29 protein-coding genes are annotated in these 26,994 nt (G+C 47.8%); 10 read left to right on the top strand and 19 right to left on the bottom strand.

All coding sequences use genetic code 11. The features are described from left to right. Positions 1 to 33: 33 nt before the first annotated feature. From thrS to IFU39_RS19465, 3 genes are all read right to left on the bottom strand, one after another. On the bottom strand, positions 34 to 1,941 hold the full coding sequence (gene thrS, locus IFU39_RS19455) for a threonine--tRNA ligase (RefSeq protein ID WP_342345674.1): 1,908 nt from the start codon (positions 1,939 to 1,941) through the stop codon (positions 34 to 36). Between the two features lie 564 nt (positions 1,942 to 2,505). Further along, positions 2,506 to 4,266 carry a sensor histidine kinase gene (locus IFU39_RS19460; protein ID WP_192134347.1) on the bottom strand — a complete coding sequence of 587 codons (1,761 nt, stop codon included), beginning with the start codon at positions 4,264 to 4,266 and terminating at the stop codon, positions 2,506 to 2,508. Next, entirely contained in the window at positions 4,263 to 5,024 is a 762-nt protein-coding gene (locus IFU39_RS19465; RefSeq protein WP_192134349.1) for a response regulator transcription factor, read from the bottom strand. Before IFU39_RS19465 ends, IFU39_RS19460 begins: the two co-directional genes overlap by 4 nt. A gap of 229 nt (positions 5,025 to 5,253) precedes the next feature. On the opposite strand from IFU39_RS19465, the gene IFU39_RS19470 reads away from it, so the two are divergent. Next, entirely contained in the window at positions 5,254 to 6,303 is a 1,050-nt protein-coding gene (locus IFU39_RS19470) for a peptidoglycan DD-metalloendopeptidase family protein (protein WP_192134351.1), read from the top strand. 108 nt (positions 6,304 to 6,411) lie between these two features. Beyond that, positions 6,412 to 6,915: a GNAT family N-acetyltransferase gene (locus tag IFU39_RS19475; protein ID WP_192134353.1), complete on the top strand. Its 504-nt coding sequence runs from the start codon at positions 6,412 to 6,414 to the stop codon at positions 6,913 to 6,915. A 114-nt stretch (positions 6,916 to 7,029) separates the two neighbouring features. On the opposite strand, the gene IFU39_RS19480 is transcribed toward IFU39_RS19475, so the two are convergent. Beyond that, complete coding sequence (locus IFU39_RS19480) at positions 7,030 to 7,521, bottom strand: DinB family protein (RefSeq protein WP_192134354.1); 492 nt, start codon at positions 7,519 to 7,521, stop codon at positions 7,030 to 7,032. Between the two features lie 286 nt (positions 7,522 to 7,807). On the opposite strand from IFU39_RS19480, the gene IFU39_RS19485 reads away from it, so the two are divergent. The 5 genes from IFU39_RS19485 (at position 7,808) to IFU39_RS19505 (ending at position 12,292) form a co-directional block, all read left to right on the top strand. Then, on the top strand, positions 7,808 to 8,227 hold the full coding sequence (locus IFU39_RS19485; RefSeq protein WP_036610699.1) for a hypothetical protein: 420 nt from the start codon (positions 7,808 to 7,810) through the stop codon (positions 8,225 to 8,227). Continuing rightward, positions 8,224 to 9,513, top strand: a complete 1,290-nt coding sequence (locus tag IFU39_RS19490) for an ammonium transporter (protein WP_036610695.1) — start codon at positions 8,224 to 8,226, stop codon at positions 9,511 to 9,513. Before IFU39_RS19485 ends, IFU39_RS19490 begins: the two co-directional genes overlap by 4 nt. Before the next feature lie 149 nt (positions 9,514 to 9,662). After that, the gene (locus IFU39_RS19495; RefSeq protein ID WP_192134356.1) at positions 9,663 to 10,607 is read left to right on the top strand and encodes a DUF1963 domain-containing protein; all 945 of its coding nucleotides are present in this window, start codon (positions 9,663 to 9,665) and stop codon (positions 10,605 to 10,607) included. 390 nt (positions 10,608 to 10,997) lie between these two features. Next, complete coding sequence (locus IFU39_RS19500; protein ID WP_223199881.1) at positions 10,998 to 11,465, top strand: DinB family protein; 468 nt, start codon at positions 10,998 to 11,000, stop codon at positions 11,463 to 11,465. A gap of 275 nt (positions 11,466 to 11,740) precedes the next feature. Continuing rightward, positions 11,741 to 12,292, top strand: a complete 552-nt coding sequence (locus IFU39_RS19505; protein WP_192134358.1) for a DUF2569 family protein — start codon at positions 11,741 to 11,743, stop codon at positions 12,290 to 12,292. A 102-nt stretch (positions 12,293 to 12,394) separates the two neighbouring features. Here the strand turns inward: IFU39_RS19505 and IFU39_RS19510 are convergent, their stop codons facing one another. The 14 genes from IFU39_RS19510 to IFU39_RS19580 all read right to left on the bottom strand — a co-directional run bounded on the left by IFU39_RS19510 (position 12,395) and on the right by IFU39_RS19580 (position 23,452). Further along, positions 12,395 to 12,853, bottom strand: coding sequence for a threonine/serine exporter family protein (locus IFU39_RS19510; RefSeq protein ID WP_047842069.1), 459 nt, complete (start codon positions 12,851 to 12,853; stop codon positions 12,395 to 12,397). A gap of 18 nt (positions 12,854 to 12,871) precedes the next feature. Further along, a complete protein-coding gene (locus tag IFU39_RS19515; protein ID WP_091016159.1) occupies positions 12,872 to 13,633 on the bottom strand; it encodes a threonine/serine exporter family protein in 762 nt (253 codons plus the stop codon). A gap of 245 nt (positions 13,634 to 13,878) precedes the next feature. Further along, positions 13,879 to 14,184 (bottom strand): hypothetical protein, encoded by a 306-nt coding sequence (locus IFU39_RS19520; RefSeq protein WP_047842070.1) that lies wholly within the window; start codon positions 14,182 to 14,184, stop codon positions 13,879 to 13,881. 64 nt (positions 14,185 to 14,248) lie between these two features. Then, positions 14,249 to 15,292, bottom strand: a complete 1,044-nt coding sequence (locus IFU39_RS19525) for a S66 family peptidase (protein WP_192134360.1) — start codon at positions 15,290 to 15,292, stop codon at positions 14,249 to 14,251. Positions 15,293 to 15,389: 97 nt separating this feature from the next. Continuing rightward, positions 15,390 to 16,724, bottom strand: coding sequence for a DUF4179 domain-containing protein (locus IFU39_RS19530; RefSeq protein ID WP_192134361.1), 1,335 nt, complete (start codon positions 16,722 to 16,724; stop codon positions 15,390 to 15,392). Continuing rightward, on the bottom strand, positions 16,721 to 17,236 hold the full coding sequence (locus tag IFU39_RS19535) for a sigma-70 family RNA polymerase sigma factor (RefSeq protein ID WP_240661784.1): 516 nt from the start codon (positions 17,234 to 17,236) through the stop codon (positions 16,721 to 16,723). The genes IFU39_RS19530 and IFU39_RS19535 overlap by 4 nt, the downstream gene beginning before the upstream one ends. A gap of 176 nt (positions 17,237 to 17,412) precedes the next feature. Then, a complete protein-coding gene (locus IFU39_RS19540; RefSeq protein WP_192134363.1) occupies positions 17,413 to 17,934 on the bottom strand; it encodes an ankyrin repeat domain-containing protein in 522 nt (173 codons plus the stop codon). 69 nt (positions 17,935 to 18,003) lie between these two features. Further along, positions 18,004 to 18,504, bottom strand: coding sequence for a helix-turn-helix transcriptional regulator (locus IFU39_RS19545; protein ID WP_192134365.1), 501 nt, complete (start codon positions 18,502 to 18,504; stop codon positions 18,004 to 18,006). Positions 18,505 to 18,518: 14 nt separating this feature from the next. After that, positions 18,519 to 18,773: a hypothetical protein gene (locus IFU39_RS19550; protein WP_192134367.1), complete on the bottom strand. Its 255-nt coding sequence runs from the start codon at positions 18,771 to 18,773 to the stop codon at positions 18,519 to 18,521. A gap of 61 nt (positions 18,774 to 18,834) precedes the next feature. After that, positions 18,835 to 19,935 (bottom strand): GNAT family N-acetyltransferase, encoded by a 1,101-nt coding sequence (locus IFU39_RS33435; protein ID WP_342345672.1) that lies wholly within the window; start codon positions 19,933 to 19,935, stop codon positions 18,835 to 18,837. Between the two features lie 149 nt (positions 19,936 to 20,084). Beyond that, the gene (gene flgB / locus IFU39_RS19565) at positions 20,085 to 20,495 is read right to left on the bottom strand and encodes a flagellar basal body rod protein FlgB (RefSeq protein ID WP_192134370.1); all 411 of its coding nucleotides are present in this window, start codon (positions 20,493 to 20,495) and stop codon (positions 20,085 to 20,087) included. A gap of 184 nt (positions 20,496 to 20,679) precedes the next feature. After that, complete coding sequence (gene speD, locus IFU39_RS19570) at positions 20,680 to 21,495, bottom strand: adenosylmethionine decarboxylase (RefSeq protein ID WP_036610662.1); 816 nt, start codon at positions 21,493 to 21,495, stop codon at positions 20,680 to 20,682. A 157-nt stretch (positions 21,496 to 21,652) separates the two neighbouring features. Continuing rightward, on the bottom strand, positions 21,653 to 22,231 hold the full coding sequence (locus IFU39_RS19575; protein WP_036669296.1) for a DUF1273 domain-containing protein: 579 nt from the start codon (positions 22,229 to 22,231) through the stop codon (positions 21,653 to 21,655). A gap of 72 nt (positions 22,232 to 22,303) precedes the next feature. Further along, the gene (locus IFU39_RS19580; protein ID WP_192134372.1) at positions 22,304 to 23,452 is read right to left on the bottom strand and encodes an RluA family pseudouridine synthase; all 1,149 of its coding nucleotides are present in this window, start codon (positions 23,450 to 23,452) and stop codon (positions 22,304 to 22,306) included. A 189-nt stretch (positions 23,453 to 23,641) separates the two neighbouring features. Between IFU39_RS19580 and IFU39_RS19585 the strand changes: the two genes are divergently transcribed. Beyond that, positions 23,642 to 24,049, top strand: coding sequence for a hypothetical protein (locus IFU39_RS19585; RefSeq protein ID WP_091015180.1), 408 nt, complete (start codon positions 23,642 to 23,644; stop codon positions 24,047 to 24,049). A 215-nt stretch (positions 24,050 to 24,264) separates the two neighbouring features. On the opposite strand, the gene IFU39_RS19590 is transcribed toward IFU39_RS19585, so the two are convergent. Continuing rightward, a complete protein-coding gene (locus IFU39_RS19590; protein ID WP_192134373.1) occupies positions 24,265 to 24,975 on the bottom strand; it encodes a GT-D fold domain-containing glycosyltransferase in 711 nt (236 codons plus the stop codon). A gap of 311 nt (positions 24,976 to 25,286) precedes the next feature. Between IFU39_RS19590 and IFU39_RS19595 the strand changes: the two genes are divergently transcribed. Both IFU39_RS19595 and IFU39_RS19600 read left to right on the top strand, forming a co-directional pair. Then, positions 25,287 to 25,976 carry a glycosyltransferase gene (locus IFU39_RS19595; protein WP_192134375.1) on the top strand — a complete coding sequence of 230 codons (690 nt, stop codon included), beginning with the start codon at positions 25,287 to 25,289 and terminating at the stop codon, positions 25,974 to 25,976. 17 nt (positions 25,977 to 25,993) lie between these two features. Beyond that, on the top strand, positions 25,994 to 26,983 hold the full coding sequence (locus IFU39_RS19600; RefSeq protein ID WP_192134377.1) for a polysaccharide biosynthesis protein: 990 nt from the start codon (positions 25,994 to 25,996) through the stop codon (positions 26,981 to 26,983). Positions 26,984 to 26,994 lie beyond the last annotated feature (11 nt).

Raw genomic sequence — 26,994 nt, forward strand, 5'->3', positions numbered from 1 at the left:
ATGAGTGACCCATGAATAGAGTCGTTACATCTTTTATACTTTTGCCTTCACAGCTTGTTGGATCATTTCAATAACAGCTTCAATACGTTGGATGCCTTGATCTCCCTGACCGTATGCACGGACAGAGGCGGATGAGGCATTTTTTTCATTCTCACCAAGCACGAGCGAATAAGGCACTTTTTCCATCTGGGATTCACGGATTTTGTACCCGAGCTTCTCGCTGCGCAGATCTGTTTCTACCCGAATGCCCGCAGCACGGAGTTGGTTCTGTACTTGGAGTGCATAGTCTGCATAATGATCTGACACAGGTAGGAGCTTCACTTGTACAGGTGCGAGCCAGAGTGGGAACGCTCCTGCATAGTGCTCAGTCAGGATGCCGATGAAACGATCGATCGAACCATAGATGGCACGATGGATCACGACCGGACGGTGTTTCAGGCTATCCTCGCCAATGTAAGTGAGGTCGAATTTCTCCGGCATTTGAAAATCAAGCTGGATTGTTCCGCACTGCCAGCTGCGCTTCAGCGCATCGAGGATATGAAAGTCAATTTTCGGTCCATAAAAGGCACCGTCCCCTTCGTTAATGCGATACTCCACGCCCCGACGATCTAGTACATTTTGCAATGCGCGTTCCGCTTGATCCCACAGCTCTTCCGATCCCATGGAATCTTCCGGACGAGTGGACAATTCAATCTTATATTCGAATCCAAAGATATCGTACATACGTCCGATCAGTGAGATCGCCTGATTGATCTCGTCCTCGATCTGCTCTGGCATGACGTAGAGATGGGCATCATCCTGACAGAATGTCCGCACACGCATCATGCCGTTCAGGGCACCTGAGAATTCATGACGGTGAACCTGACCAAATTCCATCATGCGAATCGGTAATTCGCGATAGGAATGAAGTGTGTTTTTGAAGATCAGCATATGCCCAGGGCAGTTCATCGGTTTCAGTGCAAAAGTGGCATCGTCCACTTCCGAGAAATACATATTGTCCTTGTAATGCTCCCAGTGACCGGATTGCTCCCACAGACGATTGTTCATCATGAGAGGAGTCCGAACCTCCTGATAACCTTCCTGTAATTGTAGCTCACGGGAGAATTGCTCCAGTTCAGTGCGAACAGTCATGCCTTTGGGCAGATAAAACGGCATGCCGGGAGCTTCTTCGGAGAACATGAACAGTTCAAGCTCTTTGCCAAGTTTACGGTGATCTCGTTTCTTCGCTTCTTCGAGCATGTGCAGATGTTCATCCAGTTGGGCTTTGTTCGGGAAAGCAGTGCCGTAGATGCGTTGTAGCATCTTATTATCCGAGTTACCCCGCCAGTACGCACCAGCCACATTCAGCAGCTTGAACGCTTTGATTCGACCAGTGGATGGAAGATGTGGACCGCGACACAGATCGAAGAACTCTCCTTGATCATAGATTGAAAGTTCGGCGCCCTCTGGCAAATCCTGAATGAGTTCAAGCTTGTAGGGGTCCTGGATCTCTCCGAAAATACGGAGGGCTTCCTCCCGGTTAACGACCCGGCGACTGATCTTATGATTCTCCTGAATGATTTTGTTCATTTCCCGCTCAATGGCAGCCAGATCACTGATGGACAAGGCATGCTCCAGATCAACATCGTAATAGAATCCATCTTCAATGACTGGGCCGATACCCAGTTTCACTTGCTCTGCACCGTAGATGCGTTTGAGCGCCTGTGCCAGCACATGTGCTGCAGTGTGACGATAACGATACAGACCTTCCGCACTTTCCAAAGTAACGATAACAAGTTCGCAATCTTGCTGGAGCACCCAATCGAGATCGACATTTTGACCATCTACAATACCGCCGATAGCCTGTTTCCCAAGACTTGTGCTGATAGATGAGGCAACCGCACCTACAGTGATGCCTGCTTCGTATGAACGTACCGCGCCACCTTGCAGACGGACCTCAATGGAATGACTGGATGGTTGAAATCCATTTGCTTGGTTGTTTATTTCGTTACTGATTTGTTGCTTGCTGAGTTACTGTTTTCTTGTTTGCTCATCTGAACCACTCTCCATTTCTTAAAATGAAAGCGCAAAAAACACCCGTCCCGGAAAAGGGACGAGTGCGCTTGGCTCGTGGTTCCACCCTAATTTTGGTTATGGTGCACCCTGCTCTCGGCCAGCCGCCGGAACAGAAAACATCATAACCCTCATTGGAATCCGTTATCGGGGATCAGGCGGTGAACTCTACTGGCAACAAGCCAAACATCCGAGGGAAGTTCGAAATGCTGAGGTTCGAGGTCACGGCTGCAGAGGGGTAATTCCGGTCCGTTCGCTGAAGAAGGTTTCACCAATCCCCTCTCTCTCTGGGCAGCACGCAAACGAAATCATGTCTCTGGTCATCGCCAAATATGTTAGATCAACTCATTCAAATTATTCTGAAATGTGTTGCATTCAATATTAATATATTGGAACAGGTGTTATTGAGTGTCGATTATATAGACTGAAAATGGAAAGGTCAAGCGGAACATTTTAATTGGTTTCGGACGGCCCATCCCATATTAAGCGAATGATCGTTCCTTCACCAGGGGTGGACTGTACCTCAATACGACCATTCATGGCTTCGATCAAACCTTTGGTTACCGCCATGCCCAGCCCTGATCCAACGTCCGATGTACCTGTATCTGTACCGCGATAGTATCGTTCAAATAACTTCCATACCATCTCGGAGTCCATGCCTCTTCCATTATCGGCAAACTGAATGCTGAATTCATCTGCCTGCTTACCAGAATGCACGCTGACAACCAGGATGGACTCGGGCGGATTATGAAGAAGGGCATTGGCGGTCAGATTATCCACAATTCTTTCAAACGACGGAATATGAACAAGTCCATACACAGGCACTTCGGAAGGTTGGAATAGGATGCGACCTTCTCCATATGCCGGATTCCGTTCAGCGCGCTGGATCAGATCACGGAGCAACGTATTTACGTCAGTCTCTTCCACTACAGGATGATATCCTCCACTGCGTAATCGATAGGTCATGGCAAGGTCGTTGACAAGCCTGTCCATATACATGGACTTATCGAGCATTATGCCTGCGAATTCCCTGACTTCCTCCGCGGTCCAGCTATACTTATCCGCCTCAAGCATATGAGCATATCCCTGAATGGAGGAGAGGGGTGTCTTCAGGTCATGTGTTATGCCAGCGATCCACTCCTCCCGCAGAGAATCGGTCTGTTTCCGAAGTTCTTCATCTTGCTTCAAAGTGTGAGACAGGGCCTGCATGGAGCGAAGCACTTCAGCATACACGTTGTATTTTCGTTTCCATTTTCCGTTACGACGCTGACTGCGAGGCACTCCAGAGGCTCCGGCAGGTTCCTCGTAATGTCCTCGCTCCAGACGTTGTAACCATTGGAGCATATGCAGCATGGGTGAGCCAAATCGGTTGGCATACCAGAAGGCAAGCAAAATGAGCAGCATGATGATAGACACGATCAATACAACCAATGCCGGTTCCAGAATAAAACTGTAGGGGTTTTGAGTTCCGGTCGTCAATGGATCACCAGGTATGCTAATCAGCCAGGTGGTTTCATTCTGTTCGTCGTACCACGTTGCAACAGACATACCTGATCGACTCGGATAGCGAATTTGCAGAACCAGTTCCTGAATGGTGTATTCACTTGGTACGCCCATGGCTGGTTTGTTATAGGAGGAGAGTTCGCTTCCTGATGCGTCCAATACTTGAAGATAAGCATTGGCGGCACGAAGGGCCTCCTGTTGGTCGGGCTGAAGATTAAGCTTCCCGTTGGTGAAAGCAAGGTCTGAACGAATGTTATTCATTAAGGACTTGGCCGGGTTACTCTCGCCATATAACAAGGTGAAGTTCTTCCCGTTTTTCTCCCGGATCAGCATGACGATCTGATAAGGAAAAGGCTTCTGGCCTTCCCAGTATGCAATCAATTCCCCCGGTTTATAGTGAGAAGGAACATCGGCGGGTGTGTGGTATTCATCAATGGCGTAACCTTGTTCATCCAAAACTTGGAGCCAGCCTTGATATTTATCCACTTGCTTTAGCAATTCGGGGTCATAGCGGATCGTATCATCCGGCATGATCTCTGCTGTATTAATTAATTGGTCCAGACCGTTGGCAGCAAAATCATCTACCAGATTCACTTCATTTACCTTTTGCACGACCCAGTAAGTCGCTACAGAACCAAGCAGGATGATAAGAACGACTGCACCGGCAAGCATCCCGATAAACCGGGTCATTAACCTGCGCCGAATACTCATGATCGTGACACATGTTCCGGCTGAATCAGTTTGTAACCCAGACCCCGGACGTTTACGAGAAACACGGGATTGGAAGGATCGGCTTCAATGCGCTCCCGAATGCGGTGAATATGAACCATCACGGTATTGTCATCACTAATGGCTTCCGAGCCCCAGACCCGCTCATATAGATCTGATTTGGTGAAGATTCGATTGGGATGTTTGCAGAAAAAGAGTAACAGTTGGAACACAAGTGCCGGACAAGATACGGACTCACCTTCAACACGAAGTTCACCAGCCCACTCCAGCACTTGAAACCGTCCAAAGTCGTACACGCCTTCCGATGTGCTGGGAGATGACGTATTTACGTTAGATGGGACGTGGTCTGAGATCGCTGCGGTTTTAGAAGGTAAATAACGCTTCAGTAATGATTTAATTCGAGCAACGACTTCCAGCGGATTAAAGGGTTTGGCGACATAATCGTCGCCACCAACGGCGAATCCGGTTAATTTGTCATAATCGGTTGTTTTGGCCGTTAGAAACAGGATGGGCGCATCGGTGACCTGCCGTAGAAAAGGACAGATTTCCAGTCCACTTTTGCCAGGAAGCATGATGTCGAGCACGATGCAATGATACGTCTTGTTGTTGCATGCCTCGATGGCAGCTTCGCCTGTTGTAACGGTATCAATATCGAGAAACTGCTCTTTGAGCAGAACGGTTTTGAGCATATGCAGAATAGCCTGTTCATCATCCACAAGCAGTATTGAGACGTTATCCATAGTTTGAAAATGACCTCCTGATGCTTCCATTGTGTTTATTGCTAATCATACCATCCAAGAGGGCAGTATTGCGTACAAGCTATCTTAACGGAATCTTAATTATGCATCGTTAAAGGGCCAGACGAGTTTATCTACTGGTAAGTTAGGGTTAGACGAAGGATAAGACTCATTCTGTACACTTAACTGGAAAGTATAACGATTAGCATTAGCAGAAGGGATGTTGAAAATGATGCAAAGAAAGAATTGGAAGGTGCTTGCGATTGCCCTTGGAGCCTGCGTGATTCTGTCAGCTTGCGGCAACAGTAACAAGAATACATCCGAACAGGCGGAGCAGCAGTCAGTCGAAAAGACGTCGAATAATGAATCGAGCGAGAATTCGAATCAGGAGCAGAACTCAAGTTCAGAGGCGAGCGTGGCTATTACACCAGACAATTTCATCGATACGTTGATGAATGGTTCGAAAGATGCAATCTATAGTCAGTTTTCTCCGGAATTGAAGGAGGCGTTAACACTTGAACAGTTCAAAACTTCCGCCGATAATTTTTTTGAGGGCGTTAAATCGTGGGAGCAAGTGGTAGACGCCGAAGTGAATCATCTAAGGGAGCATGCATGGCAAGACGAAACAGGTACCAAAGGGCTTCGAGTTTATTTTACAGAAGATAATCAGATCGGTGGTCTAACTATTCAACCGTTGGAAGCACATGAATCCACGGATAACACATTCACCAAAACAGAGTTTCAATTCCCGATGAAGGGGGAATGGTATGTATTCTGGGGAGGTCATAATGTACTGTCCAACTATCATTACGAGCATGAGACACAGCGCTATGCGCTGGATATTGTTCGGATGAAGGATCATTCAAGTTATCAGGGGGATGCGGCGGTTAATGAAAACTACTATGCTTTTGGTGAACCGCTCTATGCAGCTGCCGATGGTACTGTCGTCGAAATCAAGAATGATCTTCCGGACAACGTACCGGGTGTTATGAATCCGGAGGAGCCAGCGGGTAATTATGTCGTGATCGACCATGGGAATGGGGAATACAGCATCACAGGACACATCAAGAAAGGCAGTGTTACGGTCCAAAAAGGAGATAAACTCAAGCAGGGAGACCTCATCGGTGAGCTGGGTAATTCGGGTAACTCCAGTGAAGCTCATCTGCATTTCCAGGTATCTGACGGACCGGATCTGTTCACATCTCGCTCAATTAACATTCGTTGGGCTGACCAGAGTCAGCAGTTAACGCGTGGAAACACAATACAGGGACTCCCAGAGTGATGATTGAGTAACTCTCTGTCAGCATGTTAGGGATGACGAAGACTTCTCTTCTCCGTTATAATATCTTCTATAATTAGAGGTTTGATCTGGAATGATGGAGGAATAGCGATGAAACTGGAAGATGTGCAGATTGAATATGCGCGCCTGGAGGACTTGCCGAGGATTGTGGAAATATATAATTCCACTATTGAGGGCCGTATGGCAACAGCGGATTTGGAGCCGGTGACGGTGGAGCAGCGTATTCCGTGGTTTGAGGACCATTCACCGGATCATCGTCCGCTTTGGGTGATGAAGCAGGCAGGGCATGTGGTAGCTTGGGCAAGTCTCAGCTCGTTCTATGGACGCCCTGCGTATAATGGAACGGTGGAAGTCAGTGTATACGTGGATCAGCAATGCCGCGGAATTGGGGCTGGCGGACGTTTGCTCGAAACGGTATTTGCGGCATGTCCTGCGCTTGGAATTACAACCATTCTTGGATTTGTCTTCGGGCATAACGAACCGAGTCTGGGGTTATTGCGCAAGCATGGTTTTGAACAGTGGGGTTATTATCCCGAAGTGGCCGTGTTGGATGGTGTGAATAGAGATCTGGCGATTTTGGGCAAAAAAATATAAGTGTTGTTCTTGTTCGTGAGATAAGAACATTAAAAACCTCCAACCCAGGTTAAGGATTGGAGGTTTTTTTGTCGTTCAACTATATTCTTCGCTATGTGAAAGTGTAGGTTGTGCTTATACGCCAAGCTGCTGTTTAATCTCTTGGATCTGTCCCAGATGACGTTCCTCATGATAACTTGTAAAGTCAATCCATTGGGTAAGATCCATCTCACCAAATACGGGATGCGGAAAGGACTTGCTGCGCAGCAGGTCAGGATCATGATCCAATGCAAAGTTGTTTAACGCTTGGTGAGATTCGTCCAGATCACTGCGTACGTCTGCAAGTGCTTCAGGTGCTGCTGGAGGCTGAAGATGGGGTGGTGCCTCGACGGAGCGGCTGCGGTCCAACGATAGTTCATATGGTTTTTTGTCCACAGACACCGTCTGTTCCTTCTCGAGGGCCAGGCGGGCTTGTTTTCCAATTACATTTTCCATCAGATTCAGATGTCGTAGTACTTGCATAATACTCCATTGCTCGGGTGAAGGTTTTCGGTTCAATTGTTCTTCTTCGAGTCCAGAGACTGCTTCCCAGATTTGGTTGCGTATATTGTCATTACGAGTAAACATTGTGGAATCCTCTCCTTATATACAGGTTCTATGATGCGGGTAGTCTGTGTATGTTCATTACCCCAAATGTGGATGCTTATTCTATAAGCATTGAGAATGGAAAGAGGGAAAGCGAACCTAGGCAAGATTAGCCTTTGTTAGATGTAATCTGTGCCAAATAAAAAAAGCCGTTCTCCATGAACGGTTCATTTAAATCCATCCCAAGTCCAAAAAAAGATTGACGGGCAGACCCCGGCAAACTATAATCGGTACAAGTAACTTGATATGTAAGGAGTCCTGACATGATATGTTAGTAATCGACGAGGTGTATCACCATACAGCATTGCAAATATCATCGTCCGATTTATTGTACCTTATCGAACGGCTGAAGGTCAAAAAAGAAAATGAGATCCAAACGCTCAAGCAGAAGATCGAACAGTTCGAACAGAAACGTCGAGCGGAAGAGGTTGCTTATCAATCGTTGTCGCCCGTACGCAAATGGTTTGCGGGACGCCCCGCATCCCATCATCAGGCGGTAGAGTATATGGTGCAGGTGAAGGAACGTTTTCGCAAGATGGAACAGATTCGCAGACGCATACGTGAATTGGATCAGATCGCAGAACGAATTAAGCATCCGGACAGCATTGAGCGGGACGAGATTGAGCTTGCGCCCGATACAATCCGTGAGCTCAGACAGCTTAGTGAAACGGAGGATGTACAAGCATGACTTTGGAGACGTTAAGCACCGGGATTGATACGGTCTGGGTCGTACTGAGTGCAGCGATGATTTTATTGATGGAGGGTGGATTCGCCCTGCTCGAGGCTGGCTTTGTGCGTTATAAAAATAGTGTGAACATTATTATGAAGGTATTTGCTGACATTACGATTGGAACGTTGCTGTTCTATGCCATCGGTTTTGGACTGATGTATGGTTCGGACGTAGGCGGTTTTGCGGGAGTAACGGGATTTTTCCTGAATGGGGATTTGTCTCACCTGGACGTGCCGGTATCTCTGGAGACATTCTGGTTGTTCCAGGCGGCCTTTACCATTGCCGTTATTTCCATCGTTTCGGGAGCGGTAGCCGAGCGGATCAACTTCCGTGCTTATCTTTTGTATATCATATTGATGACGGCAATCATCTATCCAATTGGTGGACACTGGGCATGGGGCGGCGGCTGGCTTAGTCAGCTGGGGATGCAGGACTTTGCCGGTTCTGCTGTCATCCATGCGCTCGGCGGATTCTCAGCACTGGCTGCTGCGATTATCATTGGTCCGCGTAAAGGGAAGTACACGCCACTTGGCGTAAGTGCCATTGCACTCCCAAGCAATCTGCCACTGGCATCTGTAGGTGCATTTCTGTTATGGTTCGGTTGGTTTGGCTTTAATGCTGGTAGTACACTCAGCGCGACGGATGTAAGAATTGGTCACATTGCGATTGTCACGATGTTATCTGCGGCTTCGGGTGGTGCGGTTACGTTGCTGTATACGTTATTCCGCTTCAATCGTTCAGATGCACCCTCGGTCATTAACGGTTCGCTTGCGGGACTGGTCGGTATTACGGCAGGCTGTGCTTTTGTTGGTGATGTAGCAGCGATATTCATTGGGGCAGTATCCGGCTTATTGATGATGGCTGCCACCAACTGGCTGGACCGTCGGCAGATTGATGATCCAGTTGGTGCTTTCCCGGTGCATGCTGCATCCGGAATGTGGGGCACGATTGCTGTAGGTCTGTTTGCCACGGATGGTGGATTATTCATGGGCGGCGGCTGGAGGTTGCTGGGTGTTCAGGCACTTGGCCTTACAGCCCTGGTCATCTGGGGATTCGCCATGACTTGGATCGGGTTAAAGTTGATTGGCAAAATTGTGCCTGTACGTTCGACAGAGGAAGAGGAGGATTTGGGTCTGGATATCAGCTATCATGGTGTGATGGCAGCCCATCAGGCCCATGAATTCCTGGACGGTGAGGAGCATATGCGCGCTTACCAGGAAAAGTCTTCTGATCCAAATCGTTAAATGGAATATAGGATAAGGAAGTAGACTGACAAGGAAAGTCAGTCTCTTTTTTTGCTAGAAGCAGGGAAAGACGACTGGGCGGAAGAATATACAGGTGTGAACCTGAATATGTCTCAGCATAGGTGTATTGTCAAAAGGGGAGGATCTATATGATTAAGCCAGAACAATGTGAACGTCTGACCAGAAAAGCCCGTAAAACACTTGAGGAATATGGTTTGGGAGTTGCTGCCGATCTGCTGTTGTCCTCAAGCCGCTGGGGAATTCGCCTCGATGTATCCACACTGGACGAATATCGCAGGACAGGAAACTCACGTGTAGGTGGACATCCGGATTTGCCGAGTGGCATGGAGTGGCCCGTAACACAAGAAGGAGTTCCGATGACTTTCCTGGCCCAGTTGAACCTGGTGGATCTGTCGCCGTATACGCCGAATGATGGGCGCGGGACTTTGCCTGAACGCGGAATGTTATACTTTTTCGTTGGCACGGATGAATCTGCTAGTCCCATTGAACATCGTGTGATTTTTGAGCCGAGTTCTCATAACCTGATAAGGCGAGAGTCAGAAGGTGATACTGCGCTGGATGGAGCACCGTTTGTTGCACATTCGGTGACCGTGCTGCCTAATCTTGAGTTTCCTACATATGCATATATTGACGCCAACGCGCTGAATGAGCTATCGCCGCAGAGGCTCGAGAACGATGAGGCCGAAGCGGAAGTGAGTTTGTATGACCGTTACCTTGAATTCGAGTCGAGTTGGAATCATCCAAGTACGCTGAATTGGGGGGGGATGTTTGGATATCCTGACGGGCAGCATCCGGATGCCGAGCATCGTGCCTTGTTACAGATCGCACTGGGAGAAGAGTACGATTATAATGAGCAGGCGTGTGAGAAGAAGCTGACCAAGTATTACGGCGGAGATGAGGATCGGACATGGCAGGAACTATCCGATACGCTGCTGCTGCTGCTGAAGATAGATACACATGATGCTATTGGTTTCCAATGGTGGGATTGCGGGGAACTGCAATTTTTCATTCGCAAGTCTGACTTGGAGGCTGAACGATTCGAGCAAACGTATTGTTCGTTATACTCAAGTTGAGCAAAGATTTGAAAACAAATAGGCAACAAAATGTCCTGAATCCCGTCTATATGAAGGAGGAAGGACTTTTTTTGTTCGTAGATTGTTATATAAATTGAACTAAAGAATATTTACACTGTACACTCCGATGACAGAACAACCTTTTGATCGCTGTTATCCCCAGATTTTTTTGATTCCTTTTATAAAGGGAATCCAGCGATAGCGTATGCTTCCGATGTAGCTTTCTTGTAGAAAGCTTGTAGGCGAACGCTCCGCTTCTTCAGGTCCTTTCTGTCCTCTCCGTTTTGTGTAAATGTTTTGTTCAATTTATATAGATTTGGGGTATATATTAAGGAGGGATATGTTGGTTGGTAACCGATCATATGTTCTGTATAATGGGATAAAAAGGAAGTGTGTCTGTTGATTCAATCTGCGTTCAAACATATTGACGTGGCTGTAACATCGTTAATTGATATATGTGATCAGCTGTCGGAAGAAGACTTGGCTTTGACTCCAATTGAAGGTAAACGGCCTGTTGGAGAGTTACTAGCTCATCTGTCTGTGATCTGCCGAGCGGATGTTTATATTTCCGAAGGTGCCTCGGAGGAAGAGATGGCTCAATTCTATGTAGAGAATCAGGTGCATTCGCTCGGTGAGATCAAGCAGGCTTTGATTGATAACCAGATGTATCTATACCAACGTTACAGGCAGTTTAACACGGAAGAGTTATTACATGTGACGGATTCGTACTGGGGAGCCTCCTATAGTCGGCTGGAGTGGTTACTTGAGATTATGGGGCATGTATATCATCACAGAGGACAATTGTATACGATGCTGACCCTGACGGGTAAAGAACCTGAATCAGTTCTTTTTAAATAGAAAGGTATTATTCTCTACGAGACATAAGGTAATGATAGAAACGGATAGAATACATATAAGCATGTTACGGGGAACATTATGGGTTAACATGGGGATAGACCAACGAAATTACACGTAAATGTAGTTAGTCAGGAAACAGGAAGTCGTGCATAGTTAGGTAAGCACAAGGTAGTAGGGAAAACGGGAATAACACGTTCCGTTCGTCCTCTAAAATACACAGAATCCAGATTTTAATGTATAATATGTTGTCTTATCTAGTGTAAAAGGAGGATGAAATGGAAGGTAAATACAGTAACTCGGATGCAGATACGGATATAAACGCACTGCAACCCAAAACTGGTGTCAGACCGGAACGGCCTGGTATCTCCGGATTAGGTGGATGGCTTATTTTAATCCAGATCAGTCTTTGGCTTGCCCTGGTGTTTCTCATCTCGGATGTATCGCAGGTGAATGTCATCATGGACCCTGCCAGATGGGAAGTCGGCCGTGGTGTCGATCCTCAGATCTACACGGAGATGGTTCGTCCACTTCTGTGGTTTGGCTTCATAAGCAGTATCATTCTATTGATGATCGTTATTGTGAGTCTCATTCTTTTATATAAACGGAAGAGACAGTTTCCACGTGTGATGATGGTGATGTACGGGATGAATGTGATCATAAGCATCGTGACCTGGATTCTGATTGCGCGAAATGAAATCCCAAGAGAACAGCATGTGCTTGATGCAACTTCGGCTTTTCATCTGATCGTACGATCCATTCTGGTGTGTAGTATCTTCATTCCGTATTTCCTGAGGTCGGTACGTGTGAAGAATACGTTCGTGAAGTAAAAAGGATGGATTGGAAAAGTGATACGTAAGGCCCGTAGGTATACAAGAGATCATCCTGTATGCTAACGGGCCTTACGTGTGTTGAATCTATGAAAAGAATAATCATTTCGATGATGATTTTGTCCGCAGTGAGGCGGGAATTCGGCGTATCATCTGGTTTAATACCTCGGACAGCACAAGGCCTACGGCAATAGCGCCGGATAACATGAGTGCCTTGGCGGCCATCTCCATAGCGGCACTGTAGTCATTTTGCACAAAACTTCGCATCGCATTATACGCCAGTCCACCAGGAACCAGAGGAATGATGCCTGCAACGCTGAAGATGATGACGGGTGCGCGAAACATGCGAGAGAATACCTGGCTGATGACACCTACGGCTATGGTCGCTGCAAGTGTAGCAGGCACCGCATCCGCTGCATATTCAAGCACGATGTAGATGATCCAGCCGATCATGCCGACAAATCCACCGTGGAGCAGCATGCGCCGTGGTGCGTTGAAGATGATCCCAAACGCGGCTGAAGCGACAAAACTGGTTAAGGCTTGTTCAATAAAATGGAGCATATCCTGCATTCCTCCGTCTTACATAAAAAGTGAAAATACAACTGCAATGCCGGTACCTATGGCAAAAGCAGTCAGAAATGCCTCGGCTCCCTTGGATAATCCGGAGACGAGATGTCCGGCCATTAGATCGCGTACAGCATTGGTAATCAGTAGCCCCGGAACCAGCGGCATAACCGAACCAATAATGATTTTGTCCCGTTCATGACCTACTCCCATATAGATCAGGAGAAAAGCGAGTAAGCCAATGACAAAGGATGCCGTAAGCTCGGCAAAGAATTTGACCCGTACCAACCGGTGAAAGGCAATAACGGCTGCATAACCTATGCCCCCGCAGATTAGCGCCGGAAGAAAGTCGCTCCAGCCTCCGCCAAACATAATGGTAAAACAACCACTGGATAACGCTGCGGCCGTAAGCTGCACAGCCGTTGAATAGGAGGAGGGCTTGCCTTCGATCTGCACCAACAGTTCATGGGCTTCCTGAGCGGATAGCTCACCTTGTCCGATGCGGCGGGAGACCGCATTCACCTCGGATACCTTGTCCAGATCCGTCGTACGCTCGGAGATACGAATCAGCTTGGCGGGTTCGGTTGCATCGACAGAAAAGAAGATGCCTGTAGGCACAACGTAACTGTGTGAATGGGGTAAACCGAGCGCAGCGGCCATACGTTTCATCGTATCTTCCACACGGTAGGTTTCACCACCGCTTTGCAGCATGATTTTGCCTGCGAGCAGACAGATGGCAATCACGCGGGATTGTTCAGTAGGGTTGCTGTCAATCATACCCGTCTCGACTTGTGATACGGGTGATGAATCATGACGTATGTATTCCAACCGGATCAAGCTCCGTTTCATAAGTGATATGGGGTGGTGCGACACCATTGTATCATATTTCACACGCTCGCAAGGAATCATACCGCACCATCGCCAAGACCATAAAAAAGCTTCGTTCCCAAGATTTGAAGATCTCAGGAGCGAAGCTTCGTGGAACAGGTTCGGATATAAAAGGATCAACAGGAACAATACCCCTACATCAACAGGGTGATAACCAACAATTCATACAGCACAAGCGGCAAAATCGTGGGTCCAAACAAGGCACGCGGTTCAGGGTATCCATGCATCGGGGTAACCTGGAGATACAAAATCCCCCGGTCTGCACTGATGATGACACCTTCCCACACTTGCCCATCGATATTCTGGACTTGTACCTTCTTGCCTACATGCTGCCGGGCTGTATGATGAAGCATATTCCGCACACTTTGTACGGATTGAAGCATCGGTTGATTGGCTTGATACACGACACGTGTGGATGGCGTGGATGTGGATTCAGACATGATGCACAACCCTTCCTCAAAATAAGTTCTTACTTCAAGGTATGCATCTGCCTATAAAAGGTGATTACACAAACGCCGTCTCAAGGCTCCCACATCCATTTTCATAAGCGACTTTGCCCAATGCTCCATTCACAAAGATAAGCTGGGGCGGAACATGGCCGAGATCCACATCGTACAGTACAGGGACATCCAGATCCCCAAGTGCAGAGGATAGAGCATCAGAGAAATTGAAATCGGCTGTATCGGAATAACCCGCAGGTCGGCCAAACATGAAGCCTTGCACACCTGCAAACCAGCCAGCCTGTTTCATCTGCCACAGATGACGGTAGATATCCCCCGCATTCATCTCACAACTTTCCAGATACCAGATGGTACCTTCGACTGCACAGTATTGCTCCAGATAGGATGCAACAGGTGCATACGGCGTGCCAATCAGACTGGAGATCGTATCCATGCAGCCGCCGATCAGCCGACCGGAGAACACCACATCTGTGTCTGCATCTTCCGAGTGGTCGAGCTGTTTCCAGCGCGAAGGTGTATCCAGGTTAAATCCAGGAGATTCCGGTTTCCATGCCGATTGATAATGTGTGGAAGACGATTGTGTGATCTGTCCGCCGTATTCGGTCTGTAGAACATCAATCCAGCGCGCAGTCACCGGATCGAGGGCGTTTGATCTTAGATCAACATAATTGGTGCCATGTGCTGATGCTGTTCCGGTGATCAGGGTGTATGCGAACAGGAACGTGCTGATATCCGAATATCCCATGACCCATTTGGGCGGCAATGTTCTCAAAGCTTCCCAATCCAGCAGTGGCAGGATATCCATGAGAAACTCCCCGCCCCATGGAGGGATAATGGCTTGAATAGTTGGATTGCGGAAAAATTCATTCATCTCTTCGGCGCGTTCTTCTTTGGAGGCACTAACACATTTGGTATTGTGGCGGAGCGACGGGCTTTCCATCACGCCAAAACCAAGGCGCACCATGTTGCGTTTGCTCTCCTCAAGGTAATGGTGCAGGGATTCGCCTACACCGCTGGAGGGTGCTGCCACACCGATCATGTCCCCTTGCGCGAGTGGTTGCGGATAACGGATGGAACGATTATTCATTGCGGAAACACCCTTTCCTGTAAACATCATTAATCGTTATTATGAATGTTTCCATTATATAGAATATTTGCAATAATCACAGCCTGCTGACGGAAGATTAAGGGTTCACCGGAATGTCCAATGAGAATGGTGACTTCACTTTCATGGGATAGGTGGAGATGTTCATCTTCACTTCTCCTTTTAATTTGGCTCCATTTTCGACAGTAGAAGAAACAATCGTATGACTGTCATCCGTCCCATCTCCACTACTCCAACTGGAGCCAGGAACCTCATATGACTTCCCTGCACTGTCTGTAACGTTTCCGAAAGAGAGAACGAACCCACCGTCCATACTGCCAACAACAGAAAAGTCGATAATTAGATCTTTGCCTTCAACCTTGCTGCCAACCATCTTCAATCCAGGAGGGCCACCTGTAATCTGGTGTGACTTCAGATCAAGGGAAAGATCCAGATCCTTTTTATCCAATCCCGAGAAGCCAGATCCTTGCAATGTCAGCTTTTTCGGTATGGAGAAGTACATGCTTTCGAAGTAAATGGAGCGTTCATCCCCACCTGTTGAGGTATCTGTTCTCCACGCGCGGCCTTGTTCGTCGACCAGTTGAAGATCACTCAGGCCAAATACCTTTTTGGTATTCTTTGGATCAAAATTCACATTAAGTACAAGACGGGTTGGATACAGAGTAGCCTGTTTCACATCAATACGCTGCCCATCCACTGTTAACGTCTGATTCACAGGAATGACTTTTTTCATGCCTTTGGTAAGATTCTTATCTACCGGGAACGTCATTTTCCACTCTTCAGCACTTGCTGTATCTCTGGACTTAAACACAACGCTCAGCTCTTCGGGCGGAGAGGCTCCATCCGTGAAGATCACATCAATCATATTCTCATACACATTCTCGTCTAAAGAAGGCGTCGGATAAGCGTAACTAAATCCAACCGGAAGATCTTTACCGTTCTCATCGAGCAAATCGATATCATATCCACCCTTCTCCGGATCTTTCATGCCTTTCATCGTGTAAAAAATAACCATACGTGACTCGTCCGTGATAATGCCTTCAACGGTCACGGAAGCACCATCATGCTCGTCGGTGACACCGACTTTCTGTAAGAGTGACTTATCGATCGCCATCATTAATCCCTTGTCCTGGCGAATCATACTCACAATGCCTTCCATGCCGGGCAATTGCTCCACAAAGGACGCAAAAGCGGGAGAGACACGGATACATCCGGTAAACAGTAGGATGAGGGCCGCTGCCGAGATGGAACTCATGTACCAGCGCAGCCGGGACTTTCGTTTGCGGGCAGCCTGGCGGATTCCGGACTGCACAGCCTGATAGGCAGCATCCGGTACAGGCATGGTTTCATATTCCGTCTTGCGAGCATTCAGCCGTTCTTCCAATGTGTCAAATGATTTTTGTTCATCCGTCATGAGGATGCATCTCCTTTCGTTTCAAGTTGATCACGGAGCTGTCCGAGCGCCCGATGTAATCGGGATTTTACGGTTCCGGTCGGAATTTCGAGAATATCGGCAACTTCAGTTAAAGAGAAACCTTCGAAATAACTCAGAATAATAATCTGTTTGCAATCCCGGTCAAGAGTGGATACAGCGGCAGCAAGATCGGGGTCCGCAGGATGATCCCAGCTGCTGGATTCATGAATCTCGGTGACGGGACTGAACCGACTTTTGCGTTTGCGTTCGTCCGCACAGTAGTTGAGCAGTATGCGGATGAGCCAAGTGCCAAAGTAGGAGGGCTCTTTTAATTTTTTGAGTTTATGGAATGCCCTGAACGTTGATTCCTGAATCGCTTCGAGCGCATCACCTTCGTTATGCAGGTAGGCATAGGCGATACGGTACAATTGGCTCTGATGTAATTCCATTAAGGCTGCAAAAGCCTCGGCATCCCCTTTTTGTGCGGCGATGGTGAGCTGAGTAGGGGTCACATGGCTCCTCCTTTCCTGGATATGTTGAGTATTAGACCGTGTAAGGCGTCAAACGGTTCTTGTTTTCTGAAAAAAGGTATGTAATCGAATAACAAATAACCGTCAGACCTTCTTTTTGTACTCCAAAAAGAGTCCTGACGGTTATTCACGGGATTGCTCACGTTATCTAATTGTTGCTACTGTGCTGCCACGGCTGCTCGCAGACATGAAGCTGTAGACGTGTTACCACGTTCAAGTGAAATATCCAGTGCAGTCTGGCCCACTGAGTTCAGCGCGTTTGGATCAGCTCCATGCTGAAGTAACATCTCGATAAGTTCGATCTGATCCGTATGGAATGCTGCCGAGTGCAACGCATATTGTCCATCGCTGTCCAGAATACTCGTGGATGCCCCATGTTCGAGTAAAAGTTGGATAACTTCTGGCGAACGTTCTCCCGCAAGCGCGGCATGTAGTGCAGTATTGGACGGAATAAAGGAAATCTTGGAATGAGAAAGGGCGTTAGCATCCGCTCCATGCTCCAGAAGAAGACGAACTGCTCCTGCTTGTCCATAATGAGATGCATACCCCAGCGGAGTTAACCCATCCTGATTTTCAGTATTGGTGAGTTCCGGGTGAGAAGCGAGCAATAATTGCAGGTTGGCCACATCTCCAGCCTGTGCAGCCTGAAATAGTTGATTTATCTGTTCTGCATGATTCATAAAGGAATACCTCCATCTAATGAGATAATGTAATTATAGATGTTACCCTTCAGAGGTTCTTCTTCATAATCACCTTTTTGCCCGCAGCTGGGAAGGAGAGCTATGGAAGCGTCTAGTGAATAATGAACTGAACGAACCGAGGCTTTCGAAGCCCACATCATAACAGATATTGGTGACAGACCTGTCCGAATCTAGCAAAAGCCGCTTCGCAGCCAATAGTCTGCATTCAGTCAGATAACGATGGGGTGAAGTACCAAACAACTTTTTATAATTGCGTAGAAAATGATTCACGGATAGTTGTGCAGCCGATGCTGTCTGTTCTAGCGTTAACGGCTGATCATAGTAGGCGGAGATATACTCATGCCCGATATACACTCTTCGATACAACTCTTCTCGGGTTGAAAGTCTGATCATATCCAGTTCGTTGATCTCTTGCTGAACGTTACGGTGTAGATCCAGCATGTGAACAGCAAGCTGATGAAGCTGCTCCGTTATTGCCCAGGAATCCAAGGTGTCTTGACTGTACAAATTCCGCAAATGTTTCAGGGCTGCGCCAAGCCGATTATTCATCGCGTATGTACGTTCTACCCACTCCATCTTGCTTGAGGGTGAATAACGATACGGCTCATCAAGTAGCCAAGATCACTGATAATCAGATTCCGACCGATCTCTTCCACATAACCGGGAGGGAAGAAGATACAGAAGGATTCAACTGGCGTAGATGAATCAATGTGAAGACCATATTCCTGGCCCTCATTCAGAAGCAGATAGTTCTCATTAGTGACTGCGAAGTGACCGCGTCCCGCTGCCTTTCCAATCGAATTGGGAACTCGATTCATGCAGAATGAAGGGTACAGGTCGAGGAAGAGGAATCTCCAACACTTGCAAGCACCTCCAAGATTAATTCTGGTTGTATAACTTCTTCACAGCTTCCAGCCCAGGCACGGCAAAGCAGGCGAGTGGAGAAGGCAGATCATTCAATGGGAACCAGCCGATCTCACCAATGGCTCCGCCTTCTTCCAGATTACGAGCATGGCCGCCAATCACCTTGGTGGAATAGAGCACGGATATCCAATGTTCCTTCTGTTGTGGCTGGATCGTCTCCGCTGTGCAGAGCAGACTGTCAATGGCAATATCCAGATCCACTTCTTCCTTGATTTCACGGATAACGGCGGTTTCCAGTGTTTCGTAGGGATCGACTTTCCCTCCGGGAATACTCCAGGTATGCTGCTCGGGCTGACGATTCCGCCAGGCGAGAAGCACTTCGCCCCGTTCATTGAGGATGACCGCACCTACGCCGATGCGAGGTGAAATTTCAGATTCACCTTTTGGATCTGAACTTAATTCCGACAGGGACAGCGCAGCTTGTTCGTTCCCATTACGCTGTGAGAAACCACCCGCTACCCTTTCCCCAGATTGAGGAGTGTGAGTAGACTGGAATGACAATGGAAGCCCAGACTGCGCCGACCATTCCTCGGCAAGGATACTCATCGAGATCAGGTCGTAATGCATGCCATCCCGCAAAACTGCTGAACGCTGGCGCCCCTCTTCCCGGAATCCAGCTTTTAGGTACGCACGTCTAGCCGCTTCATTGTATTCGATGACTTCCAGCGCAATCCGGTTCAGATTCAATTCGTGGAAGCCATACCGAAGAATCAGGGCGAGGGCATCGCTGCCATATCCTTTACCCCGATCATTTTCTTCACCGATGCCAATCGCCAGACGGGCGGAGCGATTGTTCCATTCAATCCGGTAGAGGGCTGTGAATCCAATAAATCGGTTACCCTCCAGTGTACGTAATGCAAATTCAAAGCCGTTGTCTCGACGGACAGAGGAGGAACCTGTCTCATCCGGCGTTAATGGAACAGCAATATCGGTATCCATGTTGCGCAAATATTCGTAATCGTCCGTGAAGCGGGAGAGACGCATGCAATCTTCCGGGCATGGGGCCGCGAGTCTGACTTTGGAACCTTGAAAAGCATTTAAATGACGTGGAGCCATGTTGCACCTCTTTTGTTCGATATGAAATCAATCGTTTCCCCCCATTATACTACGAACAGGAGAGGATACCGAAAAATGGCACCAAACGAGCTACATTCACGTGAAAAACAACAAAAAAAAGCAGCCGTTTCGGGCTGCTTGTACATTCATTATTTCAGATCATTCAATAAATTCTTCATTTTTTTGTAGTGTCCACTGACCCGATCGACCATGTAGTTATACATGAGCTGATTCTCCGAAAGATTCGCCATTTCCTTGTCAATGTCAACGTTATTGTTGTTATTGTTCATGGCTGTTTCGTTGTTCTCGACAATTCGGTACCTCACGATGGAAGAATTGGGATCACTGATAGGAAAGTGTTTGTCATGAGTCCGTTTCATGGCGAGCTGATCTGTTTTGCCATTTTCAACGATACGTCTAAGCTCTTCCTGAAACTCTACCGTTTTCTTTTTGTAGTTGGGCGTGTCTGCATTGGCAATGTTATTGGTGATGGCATTGTGTTGTGCAGTCAGTGCTTGTAACAGTGATTCATTACGTCTTGTCGTATTCGTTTCGATCACGGGCTCAGTCTCCTTCACTGTAGATTGATACAGTTACTTCTATAATAAGAAATAAAGTTGCACACTGTCAACAAAACAAAGAAAAAGACAAGCACATGCCGGAGGTCCCCCGAAAAGAAGAACCCTGCCTTCATGAAGTCTTGTCTTAGACCTTGCCCTTACGGATCAGCGTTGAACAACCTCTTTAAGAGGGACGATTAATATTTTTGCCGTAATAGATCTCGTCCATCTCCAGCTTCAGCCACTCCGTAATCTCCTGTTGTTCCTTCTTGCTGAGCTTATCTTTGGTGTACCCAAACAGATAATTGTCGAGATCGAATTCCCTCAGTTTACACTTGGTGTGAAAAATATTCTCCTGATAGACGTTCACGTCAATCATGTCAAAGCTGCTCTTGATCTCGTCCGGAATATAATTCTGAATCGAGCCAATCTCATGGTCAATGAACAGCTTGCGCCCGCTCGTATCCCGCGTAAAACCACGCACCCGGTAATCCATCGTCATAATGTCCGTATCAAAGGAGTGAATCAGATAATTCAGCGCCTTAAGCGGTGAGATCTCACCGCAGGTGGAGACATCAATGTCCGCACGGAAGGTACTGATACCTTCACTAGGATGAAATTCAGGGTAGGTGTGCACAGTGATATGGCTTTTATCCAGCTGCATGACAACGTTATCGGGCAGAGGGCCGGGAGATTCATCGAGTGATTCTTCGGGAATCTCCACGATTGGACCTTCCGAGACCAGCATCGTCACACTCGCACCTTGAGGCACGTAATCCTGCTGGGCAACATTCAGCACGTGGGCTCCGATGATATCGGAGACGTTGTTCAAAATTTTGCTCAACCGGGCGGCGTTATACTGTTCATCAATATATTCAATGTAAGCTTCGCGTTCGTCTTTGGTTTTGGTATAACAAATATCGTACATATTAAAGCTCAATGACTTGGTCAGGTTGTTAAATCCATGCAGTTGAATGCGCTGCTCTGGCGTAATTGTCATGGTTGCAGTTCCCCTTATCCCATACGACATATCATCGCAGTTATAATACTACTTATACCCAACCTGCCTCGAAAAAAAACATATGTACGTCATTCGAAATACGTTTCTCCTCTGATCACGGCTATGCATGAAAGGACTTCAGATAATCTACATTTTTTCAGAATGAAGAATCGTCAAAGTCTATAACATCGTTCATGCGCTCATCCTCAGCTACAGATTGAATATCCTCTGAAGTGACACTGATGATTGTATAGTCCTCGTTCTGCTGTTTCTTCACGGCTTTTTCCTTCACAAAACGGGGACTGCCTTCTCCAGCATCTTCGTCATAGACGAGCAGAAGACCGTCGCTTTTACGCAGCAACAGGTCATCCCGTGCAGTGAACTGCCACGGCCCGATATAAGGTTGATTACTAATCGCACCGTAATAGTCCACACCCGAGAGGATGGAACGGTAATACTCCTGCTTGTCTTCTTTCCATTGCTCCTCCGGGTTCTGAAAAGCAGTGATGATCGACAGTTTCAGATGTGGATACGTCTTCTTCAGATCAATTACCACTTCGCAGGCCCACAGATCCACACCGTATTGTCCCGGCGTCAGCACCCATTCCAGACCATCTTCGACAAGAGGTGTGAGGCGGGAGGAGATGGCTTTTTTGATAAAAGGAATACCTTCATGCTTCTGTCCAAAAATCTGCAATTCATGTGCCCGGTAACCGGTGATCAACAGGTTTTTCAGTGTCCGTTCCTCCTTTCAGGCATGATCAATGAATCAGTGAATTTTCTATATATGCACACATTAGAGGTGCAGTTATTTCGCAGGTGGAGTTTCTGCACGGAACGGATACAGGAATGGCTTTGGAATATCCGTTTCGAATGACATTAACTCATCCGTTGTGGGATGGATAAACGAGAGTATACGTGCATGAAGTCCGAGACGGCCAAGGTCTCTTGTGCGTGCGCCGTATTTTCTGTCACCGGCGATCGGATGTCCGAGATCTTCCATATGCACACGAATCTGATTTTTACGCCCTGTCTCCAGACGCACTTCCAGCAGGGAGAACTCACGGTTCGACTTCAGACGTTTGTAATGTGTAATGGCATGTTGTCCATCATTTGGACGAGAGCTGGAGTACATTTTCAGCGTTTTGGTTTCCTTCAGCCAGGAAGAGATGGTGCCTTCTTCTTTGGCTACTGAACCTTCAACAAGCGCAACGTATACGCGGTCCTGCACATTTTCCTTCCAGTTGTTTTGCAGCTTCTGCTGTACCTCTTCACTTTTGGCAAACATCATCACACCCGATGTATCCCGATCGAGACGATGGACAACAAAGATCCGGTTGAGCGGATTGGTGCGGCGCACGTGCTCTGTCAGTTGACGATAAGCCGTCAGGTCATCCGTCTTGTCAGCGGCAATGGACAACAGTCCGGCTTCCTTGCGGACCACAATGATATCATCGTCTTCATGCAAAATGTTAATACCCGTCAAGGATGGAGCAGCGACTGCACCTTCTTTACGGATGTAAACAATCTGACCTGGCGTCAGCGCTTCATTAAACTTGGTTACGACCTTCTGATCCACGGATACCTGTCCACGACCCAGAATGGACTTCACTGCATTCCGTCCTGATTTCAAATGCTGCAACAGAAAGTTCAACAGCTCATCCGGTTCGGTCACTTTGTACTGGCGTGGTGGTTCCTGCTTGCGATAATAGGAATTGCCTGGTCGTTTGGATGCGCTGGCATTTTTGGGTTTGTTGCCTCCAGCTTTCTTGGGTGCACCCGATGATTTCGCGGCTAATGGCTTCTTATTCTCCTCCGTATTGCGTGATGCGGAAGCACCTGATGATTTTGCAGATGAGAAGTTAGACTTGCCGGACCGTACTGAAGATGAACCTGCATAAGATTTCCCTTTGGTCGAGGCCGATGTCTTGCCTGTTGGACGTTTGCGTTTATTCATGAATAGTAATCTCCTTCTGAACAGCCTGTACCGCTTGTGTGCATACGATCCGTTCATTTTCGTTATGCAGTTCAATATACCATTAACAGTCGACAAATAAAAATAGGTTCATGCAATCTGCATACATCCAATCATAAGAGTAGTGAGATTCATAGGATAGGGTATCCCATAGCATTGGAGGTGTTACTCATGGGCGTGTTTCTCGATATGAGAACTTCGATGAACTCGGCAACCGTAGGACAGCCCGGTTTGTCACTGTCAGAATCCCCGACCGCTTTTGGCACCATTGGTCTACAGACGCAGGGCGTGGTGAATCCCATTATTACGTTGAACGGGACAGTAGGTGTTACGGGAGAACTGGGAGATACCTTTGTTGTGGAGCTTGTGCGGGGTTTTTTATATGATCCTTTCTATATCATCTACCGTGCTGAAGGTACGATTGGACAGAACGGAGGTGCCGAATTTCATTCGTTCACAGCTCAGGATCTAGCTGCACCACCAGCATTGGAAAGTGTGTATACTTCGTTCATCTCGGGGGTGTCCACAGCAGTAAGAACCGGGCCGGAGATGTTATACGGTATTGCAGCCACCGGTTAGTAGTGAAAGGCGAAATATTACAGGCAGAGTGCTTCGTCATCACTTCCGTTGACGGCAGAGTTCGCTTCATACCCCAGAAACGCAAGACAATGCAGCGATGGTCTCGACTAGCGCCAGCAAGAAACCCCCGGCTTAAGAAGTCGGGGGTTTTTGCCGTACAAGCATCTGCATGTTTCAATACAACTCACGAATCTAAAGTTTGGAACTGTCCATGATCAGTTGGCACGGCCTTTCAGAATGATGTTGTTGGCTTTGCCAAAATCGATGGCAACTTTACCTGCGAGTGCAGCTGTTCGCTCCGCAAGGATAACCGCATTGACGCCACAGGAGAAGAGAGCGACATCAAATATAGTTTGATTATTCTGAATCCAATGCAGCGTTTCATCCATTTGATCATAGCTGTCAAAGGGCAGGGCAGTCACAATGTCCAGATTATACGGCTCACGTTCGAGCATGACACGCAGTGCCTCAATCTCACGAGTAACAAGTAATACACGCTTGCCTGCAAGCATCTGCCAGAAACGCGGGTTCTGCGCCAGTTCCCGATTAACACAGGCGTGACAAGTCATCGGAGGAGAGATGCCAAAGTGTGCAAACACCATATCGGTCAGAGGTCTTTTGAGATAATCCGGCGCGTTAATGGTACTGTCACCGCGAGGAAGAACGCCGACGATATCCGCCCGTTGCAAGGAAGCAGCGACTTCATCCCGGAGCTGCGGGTTGGGAAGACGCAATCCCTTTTGTCCTAAATTGGCTTTCTTGGCCCAACGCTCCTGAAGGACCTGTTCCGTGGTCCACACGGTTTCTTGAGACATGACGATATTCTCGCCATCACCGACTCGCACAAGCGAGAGCGGACGCTGTTCACGAAGCGCCGCTTCAAGCTGCTCAAGCACACCTTCCAGTTCAAGATAGATCGAATCCATTCAGCGATTGCCCCCTTTGAAAATAGAACTGCTCTATTCTATGTTGCGACTGGAACAACGATATGTACGTTCGACCCGCAGGGCTCCATCTTCAGGCGTATATGAATCTATTTATATGGAAAGTTAGTACATCTGTCGGTACCGCTTCTACTAACGTTTCATACGTTATAGAGTGCGGGATTCCAAAGGAGATGTTGCTTGGAAGTGATCAGATAGATAGAAGATGGTTTTCGTAGGAAGACGGCATCGAAACTATGAAAACAGTCTGCATCCGATAAACGGAACTTGCAGTGTCCATGAGGAGGAATGTTATGTCCAGGAAAGTTGTAATTGAGATTAACTTCAACAATTATGGGATGGACCCGCAGCGATTAACGCGGGAGTGGCTGGAGCGTCGGATGGGCATCTTCCGCAAGTTCACATTGCATTGCCTGAAGGCACAGACGAATCAGGATTTTCTGACCGTGGTGAAGCTGTCCAAGGAATCGGGGGACTTGATGAAGGAGATTCTGGCAGGTCAAGAGCCGCTCCCTTCCAATATCCGTTTTGGAACAAATATTGAAAGTGTGCGTGCCATTTTGGCTTTTGCTGAAGGCGCAGAGGATATCTATATTGCCCGTCTGGATTCGGATGATCTGTACCATAGAACCTTTGTCCAACAACTCTACGATATTCAGCCACAGCCGCAGACGGTAGCACTGATTAATCAGAACGGTTATCTCTGGGATAGCGTGAACAACGAGATGGCACCAGCGTTTCATCGTTCTCCGCAATTCTATGTCTACCTGTATAAAACAGCGGAGTACGCATCCGGATACCGGGTCAAGCTTCCGGGCAGAGGCACACATGGCAATGTCATTGACTTGCCGCATGAACTGCTTGCTCCGCGCAATTATGTCAACATCGTACATTCAAACAATACTTCAGTGAAAAAAGTACCGCCCAAGGACCGATTAAGCCGGGATGAGATGGCACAGGTATTACGGGAATTTATGATCTGATCAGGGGGGATTCATCGATGATTCAAGGACAAACGATTCTGATTACCGGAGGAACAGGCTCCTGGGGTCAAAAGCTGACCGAGGTGCTGCTGGAACAGGACCCGGCTGAGATTCGCCTTCTGTCACGCAATGAATACGCCCAGATTGCAATGCAGCGTGAGTTCAACCATGACCCGCGTCTGCGATTCATCATTGGAGATATCCGGGATTATCGGGCAGTGGAAGATGCATGCAGGGGCGTGGATGTGCTTTTCCATTTGGCTGCGCTGAAGCATGTTCCGGTCTGCGAGGACCAGCCGGATGAGGCGTTCAAGACCAATGTAATCGGGACACAGAACATTATTCGGGCTGCGATCCGTATGCGGATTCCCAAAGTTATTGATGTGTCCACGGATAAGGCGGTAGATCCGATTAACGTATATGGCATGACAAAGGCTTTGGGTGAAAAAATGATGATCCGTGCCAATTGGCTGAGTGAAGGGACCCGGTTTGTCTGCATCCGCGGCGGTAATGTGCTTGGAACCAGCGGAAGTGTTGTGCCCTTGTTCCGTCGTCAGATCGATGAAGGCAAGAGCCTGACCATTACAGACAAAGGCATGACCCGTTTTTTCCTTACGCGTACCGAGGCCATACATTTACTGCTTAAGGCCGCTGAGGCAGCCGTGGGCGGAGAGACGTTTGTGATGAAAATGAAAGCTTGCAAGATGACGGAACTTGCATCCGTCATGTTGGAACAGGCAGGTCGTCCATCCTTCGATTATAAGGTGACGGGAATTCGTCCGGGGGAGAAATTGCATGAAGTGCTGATCTCGCCCTTTGAAGCACCGCGCACTCGTCAATACGATGCGCAGTATTATGTGATCCTGCCGGAGCACCAGGACAAGGGACTGACGGAACATTACAGCAGCCTGCCTCGTGTGAACTTCTCCGAGTATCGTTCGGACAGTGCCATGATGAACAAATCAGCGATTGCCCGGTTTTTGCGTGCAGGCGGTTATATCGATTAGGGTGTGTCTCA

Origin of the sequence: Paenibacillus sp. CFBP 13594, from assembly GCF_014842675.1 — a bacterium.
GTDB lineage: Bacteria > Bacillota > Bacilli > Paenibacillales > Paenibacillaceae > Paenibacillus > Paenibacillus amylolyticus_B.

Bases quoted from the DNA above. Each gene is read 5' to 3' on its own strand.
- IFU39_RS19460 (WP_192134347.1), bottom strand. From the start codon at position 4,266: ATGAGTATTCGGCGCAGGTTAATGACCCGGTTTATCGGGATGCTTGCC.
- IFU39_RS19465 (WP_192134349.1), bottom strand. From the start codon at position 5,024: ATGGATAACGTCTCAATACTGCTTGTGGATGATGAACAGGCTATTCTG.
- IFU39_RS19470 (WP_192134351.1), top strand. From the start codon at position 5,254: ATGCAAAGAAAGAATTGGAAGGTGCTTGCGATTGCCCTTGGAGCCTGC.
- IFU39_RS19475 (WP_192134353.1), top strand. From the start codon at position 6,412: ATGAAACTGGAAGATGTGCAGATTGAATATGCGCGCCTGGAGGACTTG.
- IFU39_RS19480 (WP_192134354.1), bottom strand. From the start codon at position 7,521: ATGTTTACTCGTAATGACAATATACGCAACCAAATCTGGGAAGCAGTC.
- IFU39_RS19485 (WP_036610699.1), top strand. From the start codon at position 7,808: ATGTTAGTAATCGACGAGGTGTATCACCATACAGCATTGCAAATATCA.
- IFU39_RS19490 (WP_036610695.1), top strand. From the start codon at position 8,224: ATGACTTTGGAGACGTTAAGCACCGGGATTGATACGGTCTGGGTCGTA.
- IFU39_RS19495 (WP_192134356.1), top strand. From the start codon at position 9,663: ATGATTAAGCCAGAACAATGTGAACGTCTGACCAGAAAAGCCCGTAAA.
- IFU39_RS19505 (WP_192134358.1), top strand. From the start codon at position 11,741: ATGGAAGGTAAATACAGTAACTCGGATGCAGATACGGATATAAACGCA.
- IFU39_RS19510 (WP_047842069.1), bottom strand. From the start codon at position 12,853: ATGCTCCATTTTATTGAACAAGCCTTAACCAGTTTTGTCGCTTCAGCC.
- IFU39_RS19515 (WP_091016159.1), bottom strand. From the start codon at position 13,633: ATGATTGACAGCAACCCTACTGAACAATCCCGCGTGATTGCCATCTGT.
- IFU39_RS19520 (WP_047842070.1), bottom strand. From the start codon at position 14,184: ATGTCTGAATCCACATCCACGCCATCCACACGTGTCGTGTATCAAGCC.
- IFU39_RS19525 (WP_192134360.1), bottom strand. From the start codon at position 15,292: ATGAATAATCGTTCCATCCGTTATCCGCAACCACTCGCGCAAGGGGAC.
- IFU39_RS19530 (WP_192134361.1), bottom strand. From the start codon at position 16,724: ATGACGGATGAACAAAAATCATTTGACACATTGGAAGAACGGCTGAAT.
- IFU39_RS19540 (WP_192134363.1), bottom strand. From the start codon at position 17,934: ATGAATCATGCAGAACAGATAAATCAACTATTTCAGGCTGCACAGGCT.
- IFU39_RS19545 (WP_192134365.1), bottom strand. From the start codon at position 18,504: ATGAATAATCGGCTTGGCGCAGCCCTGAAACATTTGCGGAATTTGTAC.
- IFU39_RS19550 (WP_192134367.1), bottom strand. From the start codon at position 18,773: ATGAATCGAGTTCCCAATTCGATTGGAAAGGCAGCGGGACGCGGTCAC.
- IFU39_RS33435 (WP_342345672.1), bottom strand. From the start codon at position 19,935: ATGGCTCCACGTCATTTAAATGCTTTTCAAGGTTCCAAAGTCAGACTC.
- speD (WP_036610662.1), bottom strand. From the start codon at position 21,495: ATGACAATTACGCCAGAGCAGCGCATTCAACTGCATGGATTTAACAAC.
- IFU39_RS19580 (WP_192134372.1), bottom strand. From the start codon at position 23,452: ATGAATAAACGCAAACGTCCAACAGGCAAGACATCGGCCTCGACCAAA.
- IFU39_RS19585 (WP_091015180.1), top strand. From the start codon at position 23,642: ATGGGCGTGTTTCTCGATATGAGAACTTCGATGAACTCGGCAACCGTA.
- IFU39_RS19590 (WP_192134373.1), bottom strand. From the start codon at position 24,975: ATGGATTCGATCTATCTTGAACTGGAAGGTGTGCTTGAGCAGCTTGAA.
- IFU39_RS19595 (WP_192134375.1), top strand. From the start codon at position 25,287: ATGTCCAGGAAAGTTGTAATTGAGATTAACTTCAACAATTATGGGATG.
- IFU39_RS19600 (WP_192134377.1), top strand. From the start codon at position 25,994: ATGATTCAAGGACAAACGATTCTGATTACCGGAGGAACAGGCTCCTGG.